Genomic DNA, 19812 nt, shown 5'->3' with positions numbered 1-19812 from the left:
CCTGACAGCGGCGCGCCGCAAAGATCGTGCGTCAACCGTAAGGATTTCGCGTGACCGACGCCGCCGTTTCACCGCCTTCCGCCTCCAAGCGGCGCGTTCTGTTCGCCAGCCTGATCGGCACGACGATCGAGTTCTACGACTTCTACATCTACGCCACGGCGGCGGTGCTGGTTTTTCCAGACCTGTTCTTCCCTGGCGGGGATCGGATGACGGCCATGCTGGCCTCGTTCGCGACCTTCTCTATCGCCTTTTTCGCGCGCCCGATCGGAGCGGTCGTTTTCGGCCACTTTGGCGACCGAGTGGGTCGTAAGGCGACCCTGGTGGCGGCGCTGATGACCATGGGCCTGTCGACCATCGCCATCGGCTTGCTGCCGACCTGGCATTCGGTCGGAGTAATCGCGCCCCTGTTGCTGGCCCTTTGCCGGTTCGGCCAGGGACTGGGGCTGGGCGGCGAGTGGGGCGGGGCGGTGCTGTTGGCGACCGAGAACGCCCCGCCGGGCAAGAAGGCCTGGTTCGGCATGTTCCCGCAGCTGGGCGCGCCGATCGGCTTCATCCTGTCGACCCTGTCCTTCATCATCCTCAGCCAGGTGATGAGCGAGAGCCAGTTTATGGCCTGGGGGTGGCGCGTTCCCTTCATCGCCAGCGCCCTGCTGGTCGTCGTCGGGCTGTGGATGCGGCTGAAGATCACCGAAACGCCCGAGTTCAAACGCGCCATCGACCGCGCCGAACGGGTCCAGGCGCCCGCACTGACGCTTGTGACGCACCACAAGTTCGCCCTGCTGACCGGAACCCTGGCGGGGCTGGCGACATTCGTCCTGTTCTATCTGATGACGGTCTTCGCCCTGGGCTGGGGCACGACCAGCATGGGCTACACGCGCGAGCAGTTCCTGCCGATCCAGTTGCTGGGCGTCTGCTTCTTCGGCCTGTTCATTCCGTTGGCGGCCTTGGCGGCGGACAAATGGGGGCAGGGGCGGACCCTGCTCGTAACCACCGTCGCCATCGCCCTGTTCGGTCTGATCCTGGCGCCCTTGTTCGGCGGCGGAGGCAAGGCGGGCGTGGTCGCCTTCTTCATCATCGGCTTCAGCTTGATGGGCTGCACCTACGGACCGCTGGGCGCTGCGTTGGCGAGACCGTTTCCGACGAGCGTGCGATACACCGGCGCGTCCATGACCTTCAATCTGGCGGGCATCCTCGGCGCCTCGCTGGCGCCCTATGCCGCGACCTGGTTGGCGGGTCACTACGGCCTTCACGCCGTCGGCTCCTATCTGACGGTGGCGGCCGTGCTGACGGTTCTGGCCCTGATCGGCATGGGTCGCATCAAGACCGAAGGCGAGGCCTAGAGGCTGGAGCCGTAGGCCGCGTCCGTCACGGCATAGACCATGACACCCGTCGCGACGGCCAGGTTCAGGCTGTCCGCCCGGCCGCGCATCGGAATCTTGACGTTCAGATCGCAGGCGGCGGCCAGTTCGTCGGTCAGGCCCGCCTGTTCATTGCCCATCATAATGATGGCGGGATGGCGCACAGGGCTGTCGCGATAGCCATGCGTCGCGTCCAGGCGGGTGCCGATCACGCTGCCCGGCCATTGGGCGCGCCAGGCCAGGAACTCTTCGCGCGAGGCCTTGCTGATGGTCACGGCGAAGACCGAGCCCATGGTCGCGCGCACCGCCTCGACCGAGAAGGGATCGACGCAATCGCCGATCAGGATGACCCCGCCGCACCCGGCCGAGTCCGCGGTGCGGATGATGGTGCCCAGATTGCCCGGATCGCGCACCTGCTCCAGCGCCACCCAGCAGGGCTTGGCGTCAGGCTGGATGGCGTCCAGCGGGGTATAGACCTGTTCGAACACGCCCAGCACCGTCTGCGGATTGTCGCGACGGCTGATCTTTTCGAGGATGGCGTGAGTGACGACGATGATCTGGCCGCCGGCCTTCAGCGTTTCGGCCTTGGCGCGGTCCAGCAACGGATGCGGGCGGGCGTCCTGGCCGACCAGCAACATGACCGGCGCGCGGCCCTGATCCAGCGCTTCACCGATGAATTTCAGCCCTTCGGCCAGGAAGCGGCCGGTCGCCTCGCGCTCCTTGCGCATGTGCAGGGCGCGCACGGCCTTGATCGTGTCATTGGTCAGAGAGGTGATGAGGCGTTCGGTCATCGGGCGCTCCATCGGGCGAAGAAGCTGAGGCCGATGGCGCGGGCGTCCTTGCCGTCTTCGGACAGGGCCAACTCGCCCCAGTCGATACGGCCGCCGCGATCATGGGTCGCCTCGGCCATCATGTGCGCCAGCGACAGGCCGGAAATCCGCGCGGCATAGGCGTTCAGCAACAGGAAGGATGCGTCGTCTGACAGCAGGGCGGCGCAGTCTTTCAGCAGCCCCGGCATGTCCTCGAACAGGCGCCAGACCTCGCCGTTGGCGCCGCGACCGTATTTCGGCGGGTCCAGGATGATGCCGTCATACTTGCTGCCGCGACGGACTTCACGCGCCACGAACTTGCGGGCGTCCTCGACGATCCAGCGGATCGGGCGGTCGGCCAGGCCTGACAGTTCGGCGTTCTCGCGGGCGTAGGCGACCGACTTCTTGGAGGCGTCGACGTGGGTGACGTGGGCGCCCGCCGCCGAACAGGCCAGGCTGGCCACGCCGGTGTAGCCGAACAGGTTCAGGATCTTGGGTTGCTGCAGGGTGCGGACGCGCGCGTCCAGCCATTCCCAGTTGGCCGCCTGCTCGGGGAAGAAGGCCAGATGGCGGAACGGGGTGAACCGTCCCATGAAACGCACGTGGCGCCATTGCAGAGGGAAGGCGTCGATCGGGCCGTGGGCGTCGAAGCGCCAGCGGCCGGAATCCTCTTCCTCCTGTTGCGGGTCGAACATGGCGTTGGCACGCTCGAAGGCGTTCTCGTCATGCGCCTTCCAGAAGCACTGCGGCTCGGGCCGTACGACGGTGTAGCGACCGTAGCGCTCGAGCTTGCGGCCGTCGCCGCTGTCCAGAAGGGCGTAGTCCGACCACCCGCGCGTGACGAGGGTTTCGGGCGAGGATGAGAGAACCGGAGCCATGCGCGCTGATAGGCGCTCAGGCGGCCGCTCGTCCAGCGTCAGCACCGTCGATCATGGCGATATCAGGTTCGGGTTCAGCCTGATGCGGGGTCTTGTCCCAGTGATGCGGTTCAAAGATCAGTCGGATCACGGCATGGGCGAACGCCAGGCTGAGCAGGCACCAGTAGGCGAGGGACGCCAGCATGTCGCCCAGGCCATAGGAACCGCCTGCCTGTCGGACGCCCCGGTGCTTCAGCAGCCAGGCGGCGATGACGCCGGAGACCAGAACGATGCTGCCCAGCGGCGAAAAGTGAGGAAGGCGCCCGGCGACGATAGAGGTTAGAGCCAGACTGAACATCCAGGCGGCGCAGACGGCGTGAATAGCGGCTGACGCCACTCCGGCGCCGACGGTGGCGGCCAGCGCCGTCCAACCTCGCCAGCCCATCCCCTCACTGTAACGCGTATGGACCGCCAGGGTTTGCAGATACCCCTTCAGCCAGCGTGTGCGTTGGGGCAGCCACAGCGGCAAGGGGCCGGGCGGCGGTTCGTAGGTCGGCCTCTGGATGACGCCGAGCCGATAGCCGGCGCGCCAGATGCGAAAGCCCAGATCGGCGTCCTCGGTGACGTTCCAGGCGTCCCAGCCTCCCAGCGCCCGCAAGACGGGCACGCGGAAGTGGTTGCTGGTTCCGCCGAGAGGAAAGGGCAGGGCCAGACGACTCATGGCCGGTAGGGTGACCTCAAACAGGGCGGCGTATTCGGCCGCGAACTGTCGGTCGAGAAAGGGGCTGGCGCTGGCCTTGTTCCTGCAGCGGATGCGTAACGGCGCCTGAAGGCAGGCCAGGCTGTCGCCTTCATGGATGAAGCGCGTCGCGGCCTCGCGCAGTTGCAGCGGGTCGGGATCGTCTTCTGCATCATAGATGGTGATCAGGTCGCCGCTACAGCGCGCCAGAGCGTAGTTCAGGGCGCGGGGCTTGGTCTTGGGCGCGCCGGGCGGTACGATCAACACCTGAAGCCAGTCAGGTCTGGGCAGGTCCAATGCAGCCTTGATCGTCGCGACGTCATCCGCCTCAAGCGCGAGAAAGCCTTCGAGACGATCGCTCGGATAGTCGATGTCGGTCAGCCGCTCGATCAGTTGCGGCAGGACGGCCGTCTCCTGATACAAGGCCGCCACAACGGTGTAGCGAGGCCATGAACATGACGGGTCCGCGCAAATTTGCGGCGTGTCAGACAAGGGCTGGACACGGCTGTTCCAGAGCAGGAACACCCTCCATGCGGCCAAGCTCATGAAGCCGATCTGCAAGCTCAGAAGTACGACCGACCCCGACAGCGGGGCCATGGCCGTGGCGCCCAAAACGCCGGTGAGAATGAGGGTGAGACCCAGCGTCTGACGGGTTGTCAGCGTGGTCCGCGCAGACTTCAGAGCATCGTCGTCCGCCTGGGCGGTCGTTCCCCTTCGCATCGTCGCCCTCCTGCCCAGAGACCGACGTTATACTGACATTTCTGTAAAGCAATATATTTGGCCGGAGCCGACTTTTGCGGTTATCACTGGCCACACACGGGAGTTCAGCTTGGGGAGCATTCGAGTGTCGCTCGCATCTGCCGCATCGTCGCGTTCGACACGAAAACCCAAGGGTGAAGGGCACGAGCGCCGTGCAGAAATCCTGGCGGCGGCGGAAGGTATCTTCGTCGAGCGCGGCTATGAAGGCGCCACCATTCGCAAGATCGCGGATGAGGTGGGCCTGTCGTCGACCGCCCTCTATATGCACTTCGCGGACAAGGGCGAGATTCTCAACGAGATCTGTCGCAACGCCTTCGACACCCTGGCCGAGCAACACCGACGGACTTTGGCGGAGGATGCGCCTCCCTTGGCGCGGCTGCGGCGGATCGTCGAGAACTATATGGCGTTCGGATTCGCCAATCCCAACGCCTATCGCCTGGCTTATCTGACTCCGCAGGTCCATACGCGCCACGGCGCCGAGACCGTGGCGCAACAGAGCGGGGCCGACCTGTTCCGCGCCTTTGTCAGCGTGGTCGAGGAGGCTGTCGATCAGGGCGCGCTGCGAGGCGATCCGCGCACGCTGGCGCAAGTCATCTGGGCCAGCGCCCATGGGCTGGTCTCGATCATGACGACCAAGCCTTATTTCGATTGGGCGGATCGTGAGACCTTGGTCCGCACCCAGATGGACGCCTTGTTCGCGGGATTGACCGCCTCGTGAAGGTCGCGATCGCGGCCGTCGTTTCGGTGATGGCGTGTTGGAGCAGCGTCGCGGCGGCCGAGCCCTTGCGGGTCATGGCGCTGGATCAGTGCGCCGATCAGTTTGTCCTCGCCCTTGCCCCTGACGCTGAGCTGGGTCTGTCTCCGAGAGCGGATGATCCCGATTCCTGGCTGCGCGCTGACGTCCAGGGCCATCGGCGAGTGCGGCCGACGTTGGAGGCCGCTGTCGGCTTTCGACCCGATGTGGCGGTGCGCTACTGGGGCGGCGACGCCCGCCTTCTGGCCGCTTTGGAGCGCGATGGCGTCCGCACGGTTACGATATCCGACGCCACGGACATGGATGGGGTTCGCGCCAACATTCATGCCGTAGCTCAGGCTCTCGGCCGCCCTGAGCGAGGCAAGGCTTTGGTGCAGCGCATGGGGGCGCAGTTGGCCAAGGCCGAAAGCGCAGGCCGAGGGCGCAAGGCCGTCTATGTCACGGCCAGCGGCTTCACTTCCGGGCCGGGCTCCTTGATGGACGCTGTCCTGCGCGCGGCTGGGTTTCGCAATGCAGTTGAACGGCCGGGCTATCAACCTCTGGGTCTGGAAAGGGTGCTTCTGACGCCGCCCGCCCTGTACGTGAAGGGCTTCTTCGACCTGGCGCGTTCGGATTGGCGCGGAGCGGGGCGGCATCCGGTGATGCAGCGCGCCATGCGAGGGCGGACGGCGGCTGAACTGCCCGGCGCGACGCTGACGTGCCCGGCTTGGTTCGCAGCTGACGCCGCCGCGCAGTTGGCCGAGCAGGCGTCATGAGCAAGACTTCGACGCTGAATATCGGCCTGGCGACGGCGATCGCGTTGGCGATCGCACTGGCGGTGACGCTGGGCGAGACCCGTTTCAACACCGCCGATTATATGATGGCCTTGGGCGCTCCGGGCTCCGGACCTGGCGAGGTGCTCTGGCTCGTGCGCGCCCCCCGCGCGGTCTGCGCCCTGTTCGTCGGCGCAGCTCTGGGGCTGGCGGGGGCGGTGATGCAGGGGCTGTTGCGCAACCCGCTGGCCGAACCGGGCGTGCTGGGCGTGTCCGCGACTGCGGCCCTGGCCGCCGCGACGGCCATCGTGCTGGGTCTAGCGGCGATCCCCGGCGCGGTGGAAGTTTCGGCTCTGTTCGGCGCGACGGTCGGCGGCGGGCTGTTGATCGCCCTGGCCGCTCGGGTGCGGACGCCCGAGGCGCTGATCCTGTTCGGCGTAGCTCTGTCCAGTTTCGCGGGCGCGTTGACCGCCTTGATCTTCAACCTGTCGCCGTCGCCGATCGCCTCGGCGGAGGTGATGAACTGGCTGTTGGGCTCGGTCGAGAACCGCAGTTGGATCGATGTCGCCTGGGTGGCGCCCGCCGTGCTGATCGCCGGCCTGCTGGCGCGAGGCGCGTCGCCGGGCCTGCGGATCCTGACCCTGGGCGAGGAGGCGGCGCGGGCGTCTGGCCTGTCGATGGGACGGATGCGCGTGCTGGCGCTGGCGGCTGCCGCCGTGGCGGCGGGCGCGGCGGTGGCTGTGGCCGGCGTCATCGGCTTCGTCGGTCTGGCGGCGCCGCATCTGGTGCGGGCGGCGGTGCGCGGCGATCCGGGGCGACTGCTTCTGCCGTCAGCCCTCGCTGGCGGTTTGATGTTGGTCGCCGCTGATCTGGCGGCGCGTATGCTGCCGACGGATCAGGAGTTGAAGCTGGGAGTTTTTACCGCCCTGGTCGGCGCGCCTTTGTTCGCCCTGATCGCCTGGCGCGCGGCGCGGGAGTGGCGACTGTGAGCTTTCTGCTGGAGCTAGAGAACGCACACGTCCGCGTCGGCGGGGTTGATGTGCTGAAAGGCGCGTCCCTGTCGGTGCGGCCGGGCGAGGTGGTCGCCCTGTGCGGGCCGAACGGGGCGGGCAAGTCGACGGCGGTGCGCGCCGCCTTGGGGCTGACGTCGCTGACGCAAGGCGCTGCGCGCCTGGGCGGCGATGAGGCGCGGCGTCTGACTGAACGCCAACGCGGCGAACGCGCTGCCTATCTGCCGCAGGACCGCTCCATCGCTTGGAACCTGCCGGCGGTCGAGCTGGCGGCGCTGGGCGCGCCCTTCCTGGCGGGCGCCGCCGCGCTGGACCGTGCGCGCGCCGCGCTGAACGAGGTGGGCGTCGGTCATCTGGCGGATCGCGGCGTGGCCGAGATGTCGGGCGGCGAGCGGGCGCGCGTTCTGCTGGCCCGCGCCCTGACGGTTTCCGCTCCCTTGCTGGTCGCGGACGAGCCGATCGCCGGTCTAGACCCTGACGCTCAGCTTCTGGTGCTTGAACGGCTGCGGGCGCGCGCAGGCGCCGGGCATGGCGTCCTGGTCAGCTTGCATGACCTGACGCTGGCCGCGCGCTTCGCCGATCGGATCGTGGTGCTGGATCAAGGGCGGACGGCGGCCGACGGCGCGCCGACCGAGGCCCTGTCGCCGCGCGTGCTGAAGACCGTCTTCAACCTCGACGCCGTTTGGCTGGAGGCCTTGGACGGGCCGCTGCTGGCGGCCCGCCGTCTGTCGTCCCAGTAGCGGATCAGGGTTGATAGGGACGCGGGCCGGTGTTGGGCGGCGTGCCTCGGGCCAGGTCCGCTGACGGCGTCAGCGGCGCCGAGCCGCCGTTCAGGCGGGCGCGATAGACCTGCATGTTCTCCATCACCCGCATCATGTAGTTGCGCGTCTCGGTGAAGGGGGCGCATTCGATGAAGTCGATGGGGTCGACCTGGGCCTGACGCGGGTCGCCGCAGCGCGCGGTCCATTGCGGCGGGCGCGCCGGGCCGGCGTTGTAGCCGACGGAGGCCAGCAGCGGAGAGCCGCCGAAATTGTTCATCAGTTCGCCCAGGTGGTAGCTGCCCAGGGTCATGTTGACCTCCGGATCCCACAGCTGTTCGGAGCTGAATGAACGGCCCATGCGGCGCGCTACGCCCTGCGCCGTTGCGGGCAGAAGCTGCATCATGCCCCGCGCATCGGCATGCGAGCGGACCAGAGGATCGAAGCTGGATTCCTGACGGGTGATGGCCAGGGCGAACTCGTTCGGCGCCATGCCCGGAACCTGTTGCGGCAGGCGGATCGGATACATGCGCTCCGGCATGACGAAGCCGCGCTGGCTGGCCGCGCGGCCGACCATCATCGAGCCGAACTGGTCGCCGTAGCCCTGCATCAGGTCGAACAGCTGCGACAGGTCGTAGGGCGACGGCAGCGTATCATCCAGATGATAGGCGAAGACCCGCATCAGGGTCTTCTCGCCAATCTGACCTAGGATGCGGGTGGCGCGCACCACTTCATTGCCCTCGAAGCGGTTCACGTCTTCCGCCGACGGCGACGGCTCGCCAGGCAGAGTCAGGGTCGTCGCGCCCGCCTTTTCCGCCGCGAGCTGACCGTAGAAGGTCTGCCAGTGCTCGGCGCCCGCCTGATACCAGCGCTGGGCGTCCTGTCGGTCGCCGCGCGCTTCGGCTGCACGGCCCAGCCAGTACAGGGCGCGGCCCTGGGTGATCGGGGTCGAGGAGGCGTTGCGCAGGACTTCGAAATGCTGCGCCGCCGTCGCCGGGTCGTTCAGCTTGGTAAGGGCGACCCAACCGGCGAAGAATTCGGCGTCGACCTTGCGCTCGCCTGAAGGGAAGCCGTGGCCGTTCATGGCGGCGTAGGCGGCGCGGGGGTTCCCTTGTTGCAGGGCGTCCAGGAAGTAGTTGCGGCGCTCGCTCCACAGGGTGTTCTGGCCGTCGGCGTGCGACGGCGCAGCGGGTAGGGCGGACAACAGAGGGAAGGCCTCGGACTGACGTCCAGCCGAGCGCAACAGGCGCACCCGCTCCAGCACCACGGCTGGATCATTGGCTTGGCTCTGAGACAGGCCGCTGACGATCACATCGGGAGCGTAGGCGGTGCGCAGCGCCATTACGGTGTCGGCGACAGCCTGGCGATCGGCCGGGACCAGGGCGACCATGGCGCGCGTCGCCGGGCCGTGCGGCCCCAGCAGCAACATGTCCAGCCGCGCCACATGATCGTCGCTGGTCAGCCAGCCGCTCCAACGCGCATAGATTCGGCTTTGCTGAGCTTCTTCAAAACTCTGGGTGCGCCACCAGTCGCGAATCAGGGCCTGGGCCTCCTGACGGCGACCCGTCTGCTCCAGCGCGCCGGCCAGGGCGATGGCGCCCTGAGCCGTGGTCGGTGCGGTTCCGCTGAAGAAGGCCAGGACGGCGTCCGGCGATTGACCCGCCATGTCCAGCGCGCGCTCGCCCGCCGCCCGACGCGAATCGCCGCGCGGCCAGTTGGCCAGGTCGGTCTGGGCCAGCGCCAGATCGCTGTAGGACATCTGCTTGTCCGAGGTGTCGACCAGCGCCCACTCGACCAGCTTGCGCGCGGTCGGATCGGAAATGCGCGCCATGATGGACTGCGTGCCCACGACGTCGCGCGCCCGCGCGGCCGTCAGCCCCTGCTGCAACAGGGCGGCGTCCTGGCTGCTGATGATCCCGCCCTGACTGGCGGAATAGGGCGTCGGCGTGCTGTTCAGCACGTCCTGAGCCGGTGGAGTCAGTATCGCCAGGGCGGCGGCCACGGTCGTCGCGATCATCAGATATCTGATCCTCATTCATCTTTGGTTGCGGCCAAGCGGCGGGCAACCTACCCTTTGCCGATTAGTGACGGGCGGAACGCCGCCCATTTCTCCGCGCAGGTATGTTGTTCCCATGACCGCCCCCTTGTTCAAGGGCGTGATCACCGCCCTGATCACACCTCTTCGTGACGGAAACGTGGACGAGGCCGCTTTCAAGCGCCTGTTGGAACGCCAGATCGCCGCTGGGGTTCACGGCGTCGTGCCGATGGGCACCACGGGCGAGAGCGCCACCCTGCACCTGGACGAGCATAAGCGCGTGGTCGAGCAGTGCGTCGAGATCGCCGCCGGCCGAATCCGCGTCATCGCCGGCGCGGGTTCGTCTGCGACGGACAAGGCGATCGAGCTGACCCGTTTCGCCAAGACGGTCGGCGCGGACGGCGCTCTGGTCGTCACGCCTTATTACAATCGCCCGTCGCAGGCCGGGATGCAGGCGCATTTTGAAGTCGTCGCCGACGCCGTGCAGTTGCCGATCCTTCTGTACAATGTGCCGGGCCGCACGGGCGTGGACCTGGCGAACGAGACGACGGCGGCTTTGTCGGCGCACCCGAATATCGTCGGCATCAAGGACGCAAGCGGCGACGTGGCGCGGGCCAGCTGGATGCGCGCCAACATCGACGGCGCTTTCGACCTGATCTCGGGCGATGATTCCAGCTATCTGGGCTATGCTGCCCACGGCGGCGTGGGCGTCATCTCCGTGACCTCGAACGTCGCGCCCGAGGCCATGGTCGCCCTGTATGACGCCATCCAGGCCGGCGACTTCGCCGCCGCCCGCTCGTGGCAGGAGCGCCTGATCGGCCTGCACAAGGCGCTGTTCCTCGACAATTCGCCGTCGCCGACCAAATACGCCCTGGCCAAGCTGGGCCTGTGCACGGAAGAGGTCCGCCTGCCGCTGTCGCTGACGGCCGACCCCGTGAAGCCCGCCATCGACAAGGCGCTGGCCGAGGCCGGGGTCGCCTGATGGCCGCAGACGCGCCCAAGCAGAAGACGATCGCCGAGAACCGACGCGCGCGCTTCGACTATTTCCTTGAGGACCACATCGAAGCCGGGATCCAACTGCTGGGCACCGAGATCAAGGCGTTGCGCGACGGTCGGGCCAATATCGCCGAAAGCTACGTCTCGCCTGAAGGGCGCGAGATGGTGCTGATCAACGCCGACATCCCGCCCTACAAGATGGCAAACCGCTTCAATCATGAGCCGCGCCGCCATCGGAAGCTGCTGCTGCACCGCAAGCAGATCGACAAGCTGATCGGCGCCGTTCAGCGTGACGGTCGCACCATCGTGCCAGTGCGGCTGTATCTGAACGAGGTGGGCAAGGCGAAGCTGGAAATCGCCCTGGCCAAGGGCAAGAAGCTGCATGACAAGCGCGAAGCCTCGGCTGAGCGCGACTGGCAGCGCGACAAGGCGCGCCTGCTGCGCGACAAGGGATAAGTGCAGTTCCGCTTTGCGCGCCGCGCGACGCGCGATAAACGACGGATCATGGGGCGCGTCTTGCGGAGTTCATGGTGAAGATAGCCGAACGCTGGTTCGTCATGGCGGGCGTGGCCCTGCTGGGCGCCATCGCCGTGGCCGGTGTGGTGGTGGCGATCTACGCCGCCTGGGTCTTGCACGACATGCCGGACGCCTCCGAGCTGGCGGACTATCGCCCGGCGACGGCGACGCGCGTCTATGCCGAGGACGGCACCCTGATCGGCGAGTTCTCGGATCAGCGCCGAATCTACGTCACCTATGACCAGGTGCCGCAGACGGTCGTTCACGCCTTCCTGGCGGCCGAGGACCAGAACTTCTTCAGCCACGGCGGTATCGATGTGTCCGGCATCGGCCGGGCCATGTTCAAGAACGTCTTCAACGTGCTGTCCGGTCGTCGCCTGGAAGGCGGCTCGACCATTACCCAGCAGGTGGCCAAGAACGTCCTGCTGACCAGCGAGACCAGCCTGAACCGCAAGCTCAAGGAAGCCGTCCTCTCCAGCCGTCTGGAAGCGACGCTGAGCAAGGAGCAGATCCTCGAGCTGTATCTGAACGAGATCTACCTGGGCTATCGCTCCTATGGCGTGGCCTCGGCGGCCTATAACTATTTCGGCAAGTCGCTGGATCAGTTGATGCCGGACGAAGCGGCCTTCCTAGCGGCCCTGCCCAAGGGGCCGACGAACTATCACCCCAAACGCTACCCCGAGGCCGCGCTGGGACGCCGGAACTGGGTGCTGGGCGAGATGGCCGACAACAAGTGGCTGTCGGACGAGCAGTTGCAGACGGCCCTGGCCCGTCCGTTGAACACCCGTTCGGCGCCGCGCCGCGCGGAATACGCCGACGCCGACTTCTTCGTCGAAGAAGCGCGCCGCCGTGCCATCGCCCTGTTCGGTCAAGAAGAGGTCAACCGCGGCGGCTATTACCTGCGCACCACCCTGGATCCGCAGCTGCAATCGGCGGCGCGCGACGCCCTGATGCGCGGGCTTGAGGACTACGACCGTCGTCACGGCTGGCGCGGCGCCTGGGGCACGACGGACTTCGCCGAAGGCTGGCAGGCCGAAGCTCAAAAGCGCACGACCCCGCCTGAGCGCCGTTCATGGCAGGCGGCCGCAGTCGAGAACGTCAGCGGAAGCACCATCCGGGTCCGCACGGCCAAGGACGATCAGACGGGCACGCTGCGCGCGGCCGACGTGACCTGGTCCAACGCGGGGCGCCGTCCGTTGAAGCGCGGCGACCTGATCTTCGTCGAGCGCCAGGCCGGCCAATTCGCCTTGAAGCAGGTGCCGGCCGTCAACGGCGCCCTGGTCGCCATCGAGCCGCAATCGGGCCGCGTCCTGGCGATGGTCGGCGGCTATTCCTACGCCCTGTCCAGCTTCAACCGCGCGACCCAGGCCCGCCGCCAGCCCGGTTCGGCCTACAAGCCCTTCGTCTATGCGGCGGCGCTGGAAGGCGACTTCACCCCGGCCTCGATCGTTCTGGATGCGCCGATCAGCTTCCCCGGCGGCCCCGGCGGTCGCGCCTGGACGCCCCAGAACTACAGCCGCCAGTTCTACGGCCCGCAAAGCCTGCGTCGCGGCCTGGAATTGTCGCGCAACGTCATGACCGTGCGTCTGGCCCAGGCGGTCGGCATGAAGAATGTCGTCGACCTGTCCAAAAAGATGGGCGTGGTGGACGACATGTCGCCGAACCTGGCCATGTCGCTGGGCGCTGGTGAAACGACGCCGTATCGCATCACGGCCGCCTACGCCGCCTTCGTCAACGGCGGGCGCCGGGTCGATCCCTATCTGATCGAACTGGCTCAGGATCGGAACGGTCAGACCATCCATCGCGCCGACCGTCGCCAGTGCCGCGACTGCAGCCGTGGTTTCAGCGGCCAGGAATCGCCGCGCCTCCAAGACCGCGGAACCCAGGTGATCGACCCGATCACCGCCTATCAGATGAGCTCCATGCTGGAGGGCGTCATCCAGCGCGGCACGGGCGCCCGCGCCCGAAGCCTGGGCCGCTGGGTCGGGGGCAAGACGGGCACGACCAATGAATACCGTTCGGCCTGGTTCGTCGGCTTTTCGGCCGACATCGTCGTCGGCGTCTTCGTGGGCTTCGACGACAACCGCTCCCTGGGTGGGGGCGAGGCGGGGGCTTCGACCGCCGTGCCGATCTTCATCGACTTCATGGAAGACGCCTTGAAGGAACGCCCGGCGCGTCCGTTCGTGAAGCCGAAGAACGCCATCTTCCGCACCGTGAACGGCATTGAGGAAGCCTTCCGTCCCGGCACCGAGCGCCAGTTGCGTGAAGAGGCGCCGCGTCCGGCTGCGCCGGAAGGACCGCAGAACTACTACGACGTCATTCGTCGCGAGCAGGAAGCCAAGTCGCAGGCCCCGGCGCCGGTCGCGCCGCCGCCGGTCGCGCCGCCGCCGCCCAAGAAGCAGCCTGCTGAGGACTTGAGCGACCTCTACTGACGCTCTAGGTAAGCCCACCACCCGGCGCGCCTGTCACCAGGCGCGCCGTTTCACCCTATGTCGCGGAGATTGCGATGAGACCGGATGTCGAGGCCATGAAGGCCGACATCGAGCAGAGCGTCGCTCTGCTCAGGAGGCGACTTTGACTGGGATGTCGCTCTAAGAAAGCTCGATGAGCTGAACGCGCGGGTCGAGGATCCGACGCTGTGGGACAATCCCGAGCAGGCCCAGGCCGTCAGCCGCGAACGCTCGCGCCTGGAAGCCCAGGTCAGCGCCGTCAAGGAAATGGAGCAGGGTCTCGAAGACGGGATCATGCTGGCCGACATGGCCGACGAGGAGGGCGACGAAGCCACCCTCAAGGACGCGCGCGAGCAGTTGAAGGCCATCAAGGAACGCGCCGCCCGCGCTGAACTCGAAGCCCTGCTGTCCGGCGAGGCCGACGGCAACGACGCCTATCTGGAAATCAACTCCGGCGCCGGGGGCACTGAGTCCAACGACTGGGCCGGGATGTTGATGCGGATGTACAGCCGCTGGGCCCGCGCCCACGGTTATGAGGTCACGATCGAGGCCGAAGAGCAGGGCGAACAGGCGGGCATCAAGTCCGCGACCCTGCAGATCGCCGGGCCGAACGCCTATGGCTGGTTGAAGTCGGAATCGGGCGTTCACCGCCTAGTCCGCATCAGCCCCTACGATGCGGCGGCCAAGCGCCACACCAGCTTCGCCTCCATCGGGGTGTCGCCGGTCGTGGACGATACGATCGAGATCGACATCAACCCGGCCGATGTGCGCACCGACACCTATCGCGCTTCGGGCGCCGGCGGTCAGCACATCAACAAGACCGACTCGGCGGTGCGTCTGACTCACGTTCCCACCAACACCGTGGTTGCCTGTCAGGCGGGACGTTCGCAACACCAGAACCGCGAACAGGCCTGGAAGATGCTGCGCGCGCGTCTGTACGAGCTTGAGCTTCAGAAGCGTGAGGCTGCGGCTCAGGCTTTGGCCGACGCCAAGACCGATATCGGCTGGGGCCACCAGATCCGCTCCTATGTTCTGCAGCCGTATCAGATGGTGAAGGACTTGCGGACGGAGGTAGAGACCTCGGACACCCAGGGCGTTCTGGACGGCGACCTGGATCCGTTCATGGGGGCTGCGCTCGCGGCCCGCGTGGGCGAGACCCGCGAGGGCTGAACGGCCCGCCGGATCGACGCATAAAAAAGGGCGGCCTTCGCGGGCCGCCCTTTCTCGTTATGGCCGCCGGCGCCGATCAGGCGGCGGGCTTGGCCTCGACCTTGGCGTCCGTCTTTGCGGGTGCGGGCTTTTCGGCCGGGGTAGGGGATTCCAGCATGTTGGCGCCGGGCGTGTCGCGCTTGGCCTGGGTGCAGCGGCCCTGGAACCAGGCGCCTTGCTCGATCGACAGTTGTTCCTGAGTGATGTCGCCCTCGACGCGCGAGGTGGCGAACAGCTTGACCTGCTTGGCGACGATGGCGCCCGAGACGCGGCCGCGCACCTCAAGAATGTCGGCGTGGACCGTGCCTTCGACCGCGCCGCCTTCGCCGATCACCACGCGCACGACGCGGATATCGCCCTTCAGCGAGCCGTCGACCTGAAGCTCGCCCGCTCCAGAGATGTTGCCTTCGTACTTCACGCCGGCCGACAGGGTGGACAGGCTGGACGAGCGCGCGGCGGGGCGCGCCGGCTCGGGCGCACGGGCAGGGGCGGCGGAGATCGGGGCGGCGGCGGGGGTCGGCTTGGCCGGTTCGGGCGGCGTCGGAATGCCCAGTCCGCTCGAGGTACTGTTGTCGAGGGGTTTGTTCTTGTTGAACATCTATACTCTCCGCGTCACGCCGGGACGACCGGCGTTTGGTCAATGTCAGCCCCTGAGGATACAATCCCTGCCAATACTTAGGGGGGGCTGAGACGGAGAGGTCAAGCGGGGCCTTTCGAACCCCGCTCGCCGATCACAGCGCTTCGATGGCGGCCAAAACCTCTTCGGCATGACCCTTCACCTTCACGTTCCGCCAGGCGCGGCGGACCGCGCACTGGCTGTCGATCAGGAAGGTGGCGCGTTCGATGCCCATGTATTCGCGGCCGTAGAGCTTCTTCTGCACCCAGACGCCCCAGGCTTCGGTGACCCCGCCGTCTTCGTCTGAGCCGAGCACCACCTTGAGGTCATGCTTGGCCTTGAAGCGGTCCAGCTTCTTCACCGTGTCGCGGGACACGCCGATCACCACGGCGTCGGCCGCCGAGAACCGGTCAATCAGGGCCGAGAAGTCCTGGCCCTCGGTCGTGCAGCCCGGCGTGTCGGCCTTGGGGTAGAAGTAGAGGACGACGTTCTTGCCTTTCAGCCCGTCCAGCGACACGCGCCCGCCGCCGTCCGTCGCCAGGTCGAAAGCGGGGGCGGAGGTATTCTCGATGATGTCGGTCACAGCGCTCTCCCTAAACCGGCCGCACCAGCACCAGCTTCTTCTTGCCGGCGCCGAGCTTCAGCACGCCGTCGGCGTTCAGGTCGGCGTCTTCGATCAGGCGGGCGCCGTCGTTGACGACCTCGTCGTTCAGGCGAAGGCCGCCGCCCTGGGCCAGACGGCGCGCCTCGCCGTTGGAGGCGCTGAGGCCCGCCTTGGTCGTGACGGCGGCGATCATGGCGCCGATCACTTCGTCACGCGGCAGTTCGACGGTCGGCAGGTCGGCCGACAGCTGACCCTTCTCGAAGGCGGCTTCAGCAGCGGCGCGGGCGGCCTGAGCGGCCTCGACGCCGTGCAGCATGGAGGTGGTGGCGTCGGCCAGGGCCTTCTTGGCCTCGTTGATCTCGGCGCCTTCCAGCGCCTCATAGCGCTCGATCTGATCCAGAGGCAGGTCGGTGAACAGGCGCATGAAGCGGCCCACGTCGCCGTCCTCGGTGTTGCGCCAGTACTGCCAGTAGTCGAACGGCGACAGGGCGTCGGCGTTCAGCCATACGGCGCCGCCGACCGTCTTGCCCATCTTCTGGCCCGAGGCGGTGGACAGCAGCGGCGTGGTCAGGCCGAAGGCGGCCTTGTGGTCCACCTTGCGGGTCAGTTCAACGCCGTTGATGATGTTGCCCCACTGGTCCGAGCCGCCCATCTGCAGCGAACAGCCATAGCGACGGTTCAGCTCCAGGAAGTCGGTCGCCTGCATCAGCATGTAGTTGAACTCGAGGAAGGTCAGTGGCTGCTCGCGATCCAGGCGCAGCTTGACCGAGTCGAAGCTCAGCATGCGGTTGATGGTGAAGTGCGTACCGTAGTCGCGCAGGAACTGCAGGTAGCCCAGTTGCGACAGCCACTCGTCGTTATCCAGCATGATGGCGTCGGTCGGGCCGTCGCCGAAGGTCAGGAACTTCTCGAACACGCCTTTGATGCCGGCGATGTTCTCGGCGATCTTTTCCTCGGTCAGCAGAGGGCGTTGGGTGTCCTTGAACGAGGGATCGCCGACCTTGGTCGTGCCGCCGCCCATCAGGACGATCGGCTTGTGCCCGGCCTGCTGAAGGCGGCGCAGCAGCATGATCTGGATGAGATGGCCCACGTGCAGCGACGGCGCCGTCGCGTCGAAGCCGATATAGCCCGTGACCACGCCGGACGCCGCCGCCTCGTCCAGTTCGACCGGGTGGGTGATCTGGTGGATATAGCCGCGCGCCTTCATCAGGCGCAGGAAGTCCGACTTGAAGGCGGTTTCGGAAACGGTTTGGGTCGTGGGCTCGGTCATGGTCGGGTCCGTAGCATCAGAACCGGCGGCCGTCTTCCGAGGAATAATGCCGCCGAGGGAAGGGCGGCAAGGATCGCGGCCGCTCTCTAGTAGAGGCCGTAGTAATAGGCGGCGAAAAGGGCCGGTTGCGCGATCATGGGCGCTAGCTACGTCGCGCTCGACGTGGCAGTCAAGCCGCCATGACGACCTCCCCGAAAAAGACTCTCCGCGTGCTCGGCTTCATGACCGGCACTTCGCTGGACGCCGTGGACATGGCGGTGATCGAGACCGACGGTCACGACATCCTGTCCTTCGGCCCCGCTGGTGAGATGAAGCTGGACGGCGAGACCCGCGCCATCATCGAGGACGCGATCGACGACGCCTTCGACTGGGAACGCGACGAGGAAGAGCCGGACAGCTTTGAGGACGCCCGCATGGCGGTGGCCGATGCGCACTTGGCCGCCGCCCTCGGCTTCATGGCTGTGAACGGGGTGAAGTCCAGCGCGCTGGATCTGGTCGGCGTGCACGGTCAGACGGTGTTGCACGAGGCGCCGACGCCGGATGCTCCGGGCCGCACCGTCCAACTGATCGACGCCGTCAGTGTGGCTGAAGGCCTGAGCGTGCCGGTGGCTTACGACTTCCGCAGCGCCGACGTGGCGGCCGGCGGGCAGGGCGCGCCTCTGGCCCCTGTCTATCACGCGGCGCTGGTCCGTAAGGCGGGGATGGAGGGGCCGGTCGCCGTGCTGAACCTCGGCGGCGTTGGCAACATCACCCTGATCCGCGCTGACGGCGGGCTGGAGGCCTTTGACACCGGCCCGGCCAACGGCATGGTCGATCTTCTGGTCCAGTCCCGCATGAAGAAGCGGATGGACGAGGGCGGCCGTCTGGCGGCGGCGGGAACGGTCGATCCGGTCGTGCTGGACGCTTACCTGGCACATCCCTATTTCGCGGCGACCGGGCCGAAGTCGCTGGACCGCTTTGACTTTTCGCTGGACCCGGTGACGGAACTGTCGCTGGAGGACGCGGCCGCCACCTTGACCGCCTTCGCGGCTCAGGCCGTGGCCCTGGGCGTCGCTCGCTGTTCGGAACAGCCGAAGGAAGTCGTCGTCTGCGGCGGCGGTCGCCACAACCCTGTGCTGCTGGCCGCCATTCGTGAACGTGTCGGCGTTCCCGTCTCTACGGCTGAGGACAAGGGCTGGCGCGGCGACTCGATCGAGGCTGAGGCTTTCGCCTTCCTGGCCGCGCGCTGCCGTCTGGGCCTGCCGATCAGCTTCCCCGGCACGACGGGCGTTCCGGCCCCCATGACCGGCGGCCGGATCGTCGAGCCGGGAGCGGAATAGGTGGCCGCCTCATCACGCTTTTGGGGCGTCGCCAGCGGTCTGGCGGCGGGTGCTCTGTGGGGGCTGGTCTTCCTGGCGCCTAAGGTCGTGCCAGAGGCCTCGCCCCTGCTGCTGACGGCGGGGCGCTATCTCGCCTATGGTCTGATCGCGGTCCTACTGATCGCGCCGCGCTGGCGGCGGGTGACGGCGGCTCTGACGCGCAAGGCGTGGGGCGCTCTGGTCTGGCTGAGCCTGGCGGGCAACCTGGTCTACTTCGCCTTCCTGGTGGTCGGGGTGCATTACGCGGGCGTTGCGGCTTCGGCTCTGATCGTGGGCATGGTGCCCGTGGTGGTGGCTTTGTGGGGGCTGCGGGACAAGGAGTCGCCGCCGTTGTCGCGTGTCGCGCCGCCCATCGCCGTGGCGGCGCTGGCCGTCGGCCTGATCGGCTGGGAGTCGCTCAGCCAGGGCGGCGGCGCGGCGGCGCAAAGCGGAACGGCCACCCTGATCGGCCTGGGTTGCGCCGTGGCGGCCTTGCTGTCCTGGACCGCCTTCGCCGTAGGCAACAGTCGCTGGATGGGACGCTTGCCTGACGTCACCCCGCATGAGTGGTCGCTGCTGACCGGCGTGGTCACAGGAGGGCTGGCGCTGCTGCTGGTCATCCCGTCGCTGTTCATGCTGGACGGCATGACGGATGACGCCTGGCTGCGCCTGATCGGCGTCAGCGCGGGGGTGGCCATCTTCGCCTCCGTCATCGGCAACGCCTTCTGGAACCAGGCCAGCCGCCTTCTGCCCCTCACCATGCTGGGGCAGATGATCGTGTCCGAGACGCTGTTCGCCTTTATCTATGGCTTCATCTGGGAGCAGCGCGGCCCGACGGTGATCGAGGTCGTGGCCATGATTTTGATGATCGTCAGCGTCGTCTGGTGCGTTCGCGCTCACCGCCCGGCGGCTGTGGCGGCGGCGGAAGGCGAGCACTAGAGAACGACGTAATTCCGTCTTAATCTGCGGTCCAAGTTCTTCAT

Annotated in this window: 18 protein-coding genes; 11 read left to right on the top strand and 7 right to left on the bottom strand. The window is 67.2% G+C overall.

The window, feature by feature from the left end:
- Positions 1-50: 50 nt before the first annotated feature.
- Positions 51-1340, top strand: coding sequence for an MFS transporter (locus ACU5AP_RS08115; RefSeq protein ID WP_446681044.1), 1290 nt, complete (start codon positions 51-53; stop codon positions 1338-1340).
- Here ACU5AP_RS08115 and ACU5AP_RS08110 read toward each other — a convergent pair.
- From ACU5AP_RS08110 to ACU5AP_RS08100, 3 genes are read right to left on the bottom strand one after another with little or no spacing between them, the layout of a single operon-like run.
- Positions 1337-2149, bottom strand: coding sequence for a TrmH family RNA methyltransferase (locus tag ACU5AP_RS08110; RefSeq protein ID WP_046653942.1), 813 nt, complete (start codon positions 2147-2149; stop codon positions 1337-1339). The two genes, ACU5AP_RS08115 and ACU5AP_RS08110, sit on opposite strands and share 4 nt — an antisense overlap.
- On the bottom strand, positions 2146-3045 hold the full coding sequence (locus tag ACU5AP_RS08105) for a class I SAM-dependent methyltransferase (protein ID WP_128720027.1): 900 nt from the start codon (positions 3043-3045) through the stop codon (positions 2146-2148). Before ACU5AP_RS08105 ends, ACU5AP_RS08110 begins: the two co-directional genes overlap by 4 nt.
- Before the next feature lie 16 nt (positions 3046-3061).
- On the bottom strand, positions 3062-4483 hold the full coding sequence (locus ACU5AP_RS08100) for a glycosyltransferase family 2 protein (RefSeq protein WP_223850714.1): 1422 nt from the start codon (positions 4481-4483) through the stop codon (positions 3062-3064).
- Between the two features lie 124 nt (positions 4484-4607).
- Between ACU5AP_RS08100 and ACU5AP_RS08095 the strand changes: the two genes are divergently transcribed.
- From ACU5AP_RS08095 to ACU5AP_RS08080, 4 genes are read left to right on the top strand one after another with little or no spacing between them, the layout of a single operon-like run.
- Positions 4608-5240 carry a TetR/AcrR family transcriptional regulator gene (locus ACU5AP_RS08095; RefSeq protein ID WP_003164826.1) on the top strand — a complete coding sequence of 211 codons (633 nt, stop codon included), beginning with the start codon at positions 4608-4610 and terminating at the stop codon, positions 5238-5240.
- Complete coding sequence (locus ACU5AP_RS08090; RefSeq protein ID WP_088411679.1) at positions 5237-6031, top strand: ABC transporter substrate-binding protein; 795 nt, start codon at positions 5237-5239, stop codon at positions 6029-6031. Before ACU5AP_RS08095 ends, ACU5AP_RS08090 begins: the two co-directional genes overlap by 4 nt.
- On the top strand, positions 6028-7017 hold the full coding sequence (locus ACU5AP_RS08085; protein ID WP_088411680.1) for a FecCD family ABC transporter permease: 990 nt from the start codon (positions 6028-6030) through the stop codon (positions 7015-7017). Before ACU5AP_RS08090 ends, ACU5AP_RS08085 begins: the two co-directional genes overlap by 4 nt.
- Positions 7014-7778, top strand: a complete 765-nt coding sequence (locus ACU5AP_RS08080) for an ABC transporter ATP-binding protein (protein WP_232463971.1) — start codon at positions 7014-7016, stop codon at positions 7776-7778. Before ACU5AP_RS08085 ends, ACU5AP_RS08080 begins: the two co-directional genes overlap by 4 nt.
- Positions 7779-7782: 4 nt before the next feature.
- Here the strand turns inward: ACU5AP_RS08080 and ACU5AP_RS08075 are convergent, their stop codons facing one another.
- Positions 7783-9813, bottom strand: a complete 2031-nt coding sequence (locus tag ACU5AP_RS08075; protein ID WP_446681043.1) for a lytic transglycosylase domain-containing protein — start codon at positions 9811-9813, stop codon at positions 7783-7785.
- Between the two features lie 115 nt (positions 9814-9928).
- Between ACU5AP_RS08075 and dapA the strand changes: the two genes are divergently transcribed.
- From dapA to prfB, 4 genes are all read left to right on the top strand, one after another.
- Entirely contained in the window at positions 9929-10813 is an 885-nt protein-coding gene (gene dapA, locus ACU5AP_RS08070) for a 4-hydroxy-tetrahydrodipicolinate synthase (protein WP_128720028.1), read from the top strand.
- Positions 10813-11283: an SsrA-binding protein SmpB gene (gene smpB / locus ACU5AP_RS08065; RefSeq protein WP_128720029.1), complete on the top strand. Its 471-nt coding sequence runs from the start codon at positions 10813-10815 to the stop codon at positions 11281-11283. The genes dapA and smpB overlap by 1 nt, the downstream gene beginning before the upstream one ends.
- Before the next feature lie 71 nt (positions 11284-11354).
- A complete protein-coding gene (locus ACU5AP_RS08060; protein WP_128720030.1) occupies positions 11355-13775 on the top strand; it encodes a penicillin-binding protein 1A in 2421 nt (806 codons plus the stop codon).
- A gap of 74 nt (positions 13776-13849) precedes the next feature.
- Positions 13850-14963 (top strand): peptide chain release factor 2 gene (gene prfB, locus ACU5AP_RS08055; protein WP_128720031.1). Its coding sequence is split into 2 segments (ribosomal slippage): positions 13850-13918 and positions 13920-14963, totalling 1113 coding nucleotides; the frame shifts between segments, so codons are not numbered across the junction.
- A gap of 76 nt (positions 14964-15039) precedes the next feature.
- Here prfB and ACU5AP_RS08050 read toward each other — a convergent pair.
- The 3 genes from ACU5AP_RS08050 to tyrS all read right to left on the bottom strand — a co-directional run bounded on the left by ACU5AP_RS08050 (position 15040) and on the right by tyrS (position 17492).
- Positions 15040-15600: a bactofilin family protein gene (locus ACU5AP_RS08050; protein ID WP_088411686.1), complete on the bottom strand. Its 561-nt coding sequence runs from the start codon at positions 15598-15600 to the stop codon at positions 15040-15042.
- Positions 15601-15733: 133 nt separating this feature from the next.
- Positions 15734-16201, bottom strand: a complete 468-nt coding sequence (locus ACU5AP_RS08045) for a peroxiredoxin (RefSeq protein ID WP_191001897.1) — start codon at positions 16199-16201, stop codon at positions 15734-15736.
- A gap of 10 nt (positions 16202-16211) precedes the next feature.
- On the bottom strand, positions 16212-17492 hold the full coding sequence (tyrS, locus tag ACU5AP_RS08040) for a tyrosine--tRNA ligase (RefSeq protein ID WP_128720033.1): 1281 nt from the start codon (positions 17490-17492) through the stop codon (positions 16212-16214).
- A 179-nt stretch (positions 17493-17671) separates the two neighbouring features.
- Here tyrS and ACU5AP_RS08035 point away from each other — a divergent pair, with 179 nt between their 5' ends.
- Together ACU5AP_RS08035 and ACU5AP_RS08030 are read left to right on the top strand one after the other, a co-directional pair.
- Positions 17672-18811 (top strand): anhydro-N-acetylmuramic acid kinase, encoded by a 1140-nt coding sequence (locus tag ACU5AP_RS08035; protein ID WP_128720034.1) that lies wholly within the window; start codon positions 17672-17674, stop codon positions 18809-18811.
- Positions 18812-19768, top strand: coding sequence for a DMT family transporter (locus tag ACU5AP_RS08030; RefSeq protein ID WP_128720035.1), 957 nt, complete (start codon positions 18812-18814; stop codon positions 19766-19768).
- Positions 19769-19812 lie beyond the last annotated feature (44 nt).

The sequence above is a fragment of the Brevundimonas sp. RM1 genome, from assembly GCF_052907225.1.
This window is presented reverse-complemented; position numbering and strand designations above follow the sequence as displayed.

Coding starts and splice junctions, on each gene's coding strand:
- ACU5AP_RS08110 (WP_046653942.1), bottom strand. CDS start 2,149: ATGACCGAACGCCTCATCACCTCTCTGACCAATGACACGATCAAGGCC.
- ACU5AP_RS08105 (WP_128720027.1), bottom strand. CDS start 3,045: ATGGCTCCGGTTCTCTCATCCTCGCCCGAAACCCTCGTCACGCGCGGG.
- ACU5AP_RS08100 (WP_223850714.1), bottom strand. CDS start 4,483: ATGCGAAGGGGAACGACCGCCCAGGCGGACGACGATGCTCTGAAGTCT.
- ACU5AP_RS08085 (WP_088411680.1), top strand. CDS start 6,028: ATGAGCAAGACTTCGACGCTGAATATCGGCCTGGCGACGGCGATCGCG.
- ACU5AP_RS08075 (WP_446681043.1), bottom strand. CDS start 9,813: ATGATCGCGACGACCGTGGCCGCCGCCCTGGCGATACTGACTCCACCG.
- dapA (WP_128720028.1), top strand. CDS start 9,929: ATGACCGCCCCCTTGTTCAAGGGCGTGATCACCGCCCTGATCACACCT.
- smpB (WP_128720029.1), top strand. CDS start 10,813: ATGGCCGCAGACGCGCCCAAGCAGAAGACGATCGCCGAGAACCGACGC.
- ACU5AP_RS08060 (WP_128720030.1), top strand. CDS start 11,355: ATGGTGAAGATAGCCGAACGCTGGTTCGTCATGGCGGGCGTGGCCCTG.
- ACU5AP_RS08050 (WP_088411686.1), bottom strand. CDS start 15,600: ATGTTCAACAAGAACAAACCCCTCGACAACAGTACCTCGAGCGGACTG.
- tyrS (WP_128720033.1), bottom strand. CDS start 17,492: ATGACCGAGCCCACGACCCAAACCGTTTCCGAAACCGCCTTCAAGTCG.
- ACU5AP_RS08035 (WP_128720034.1), top strand. CDS start 17,672: ATGACGACCTCCCCGAAAAAGACTCTCCGCGTGCTCGGCTTCATGACC.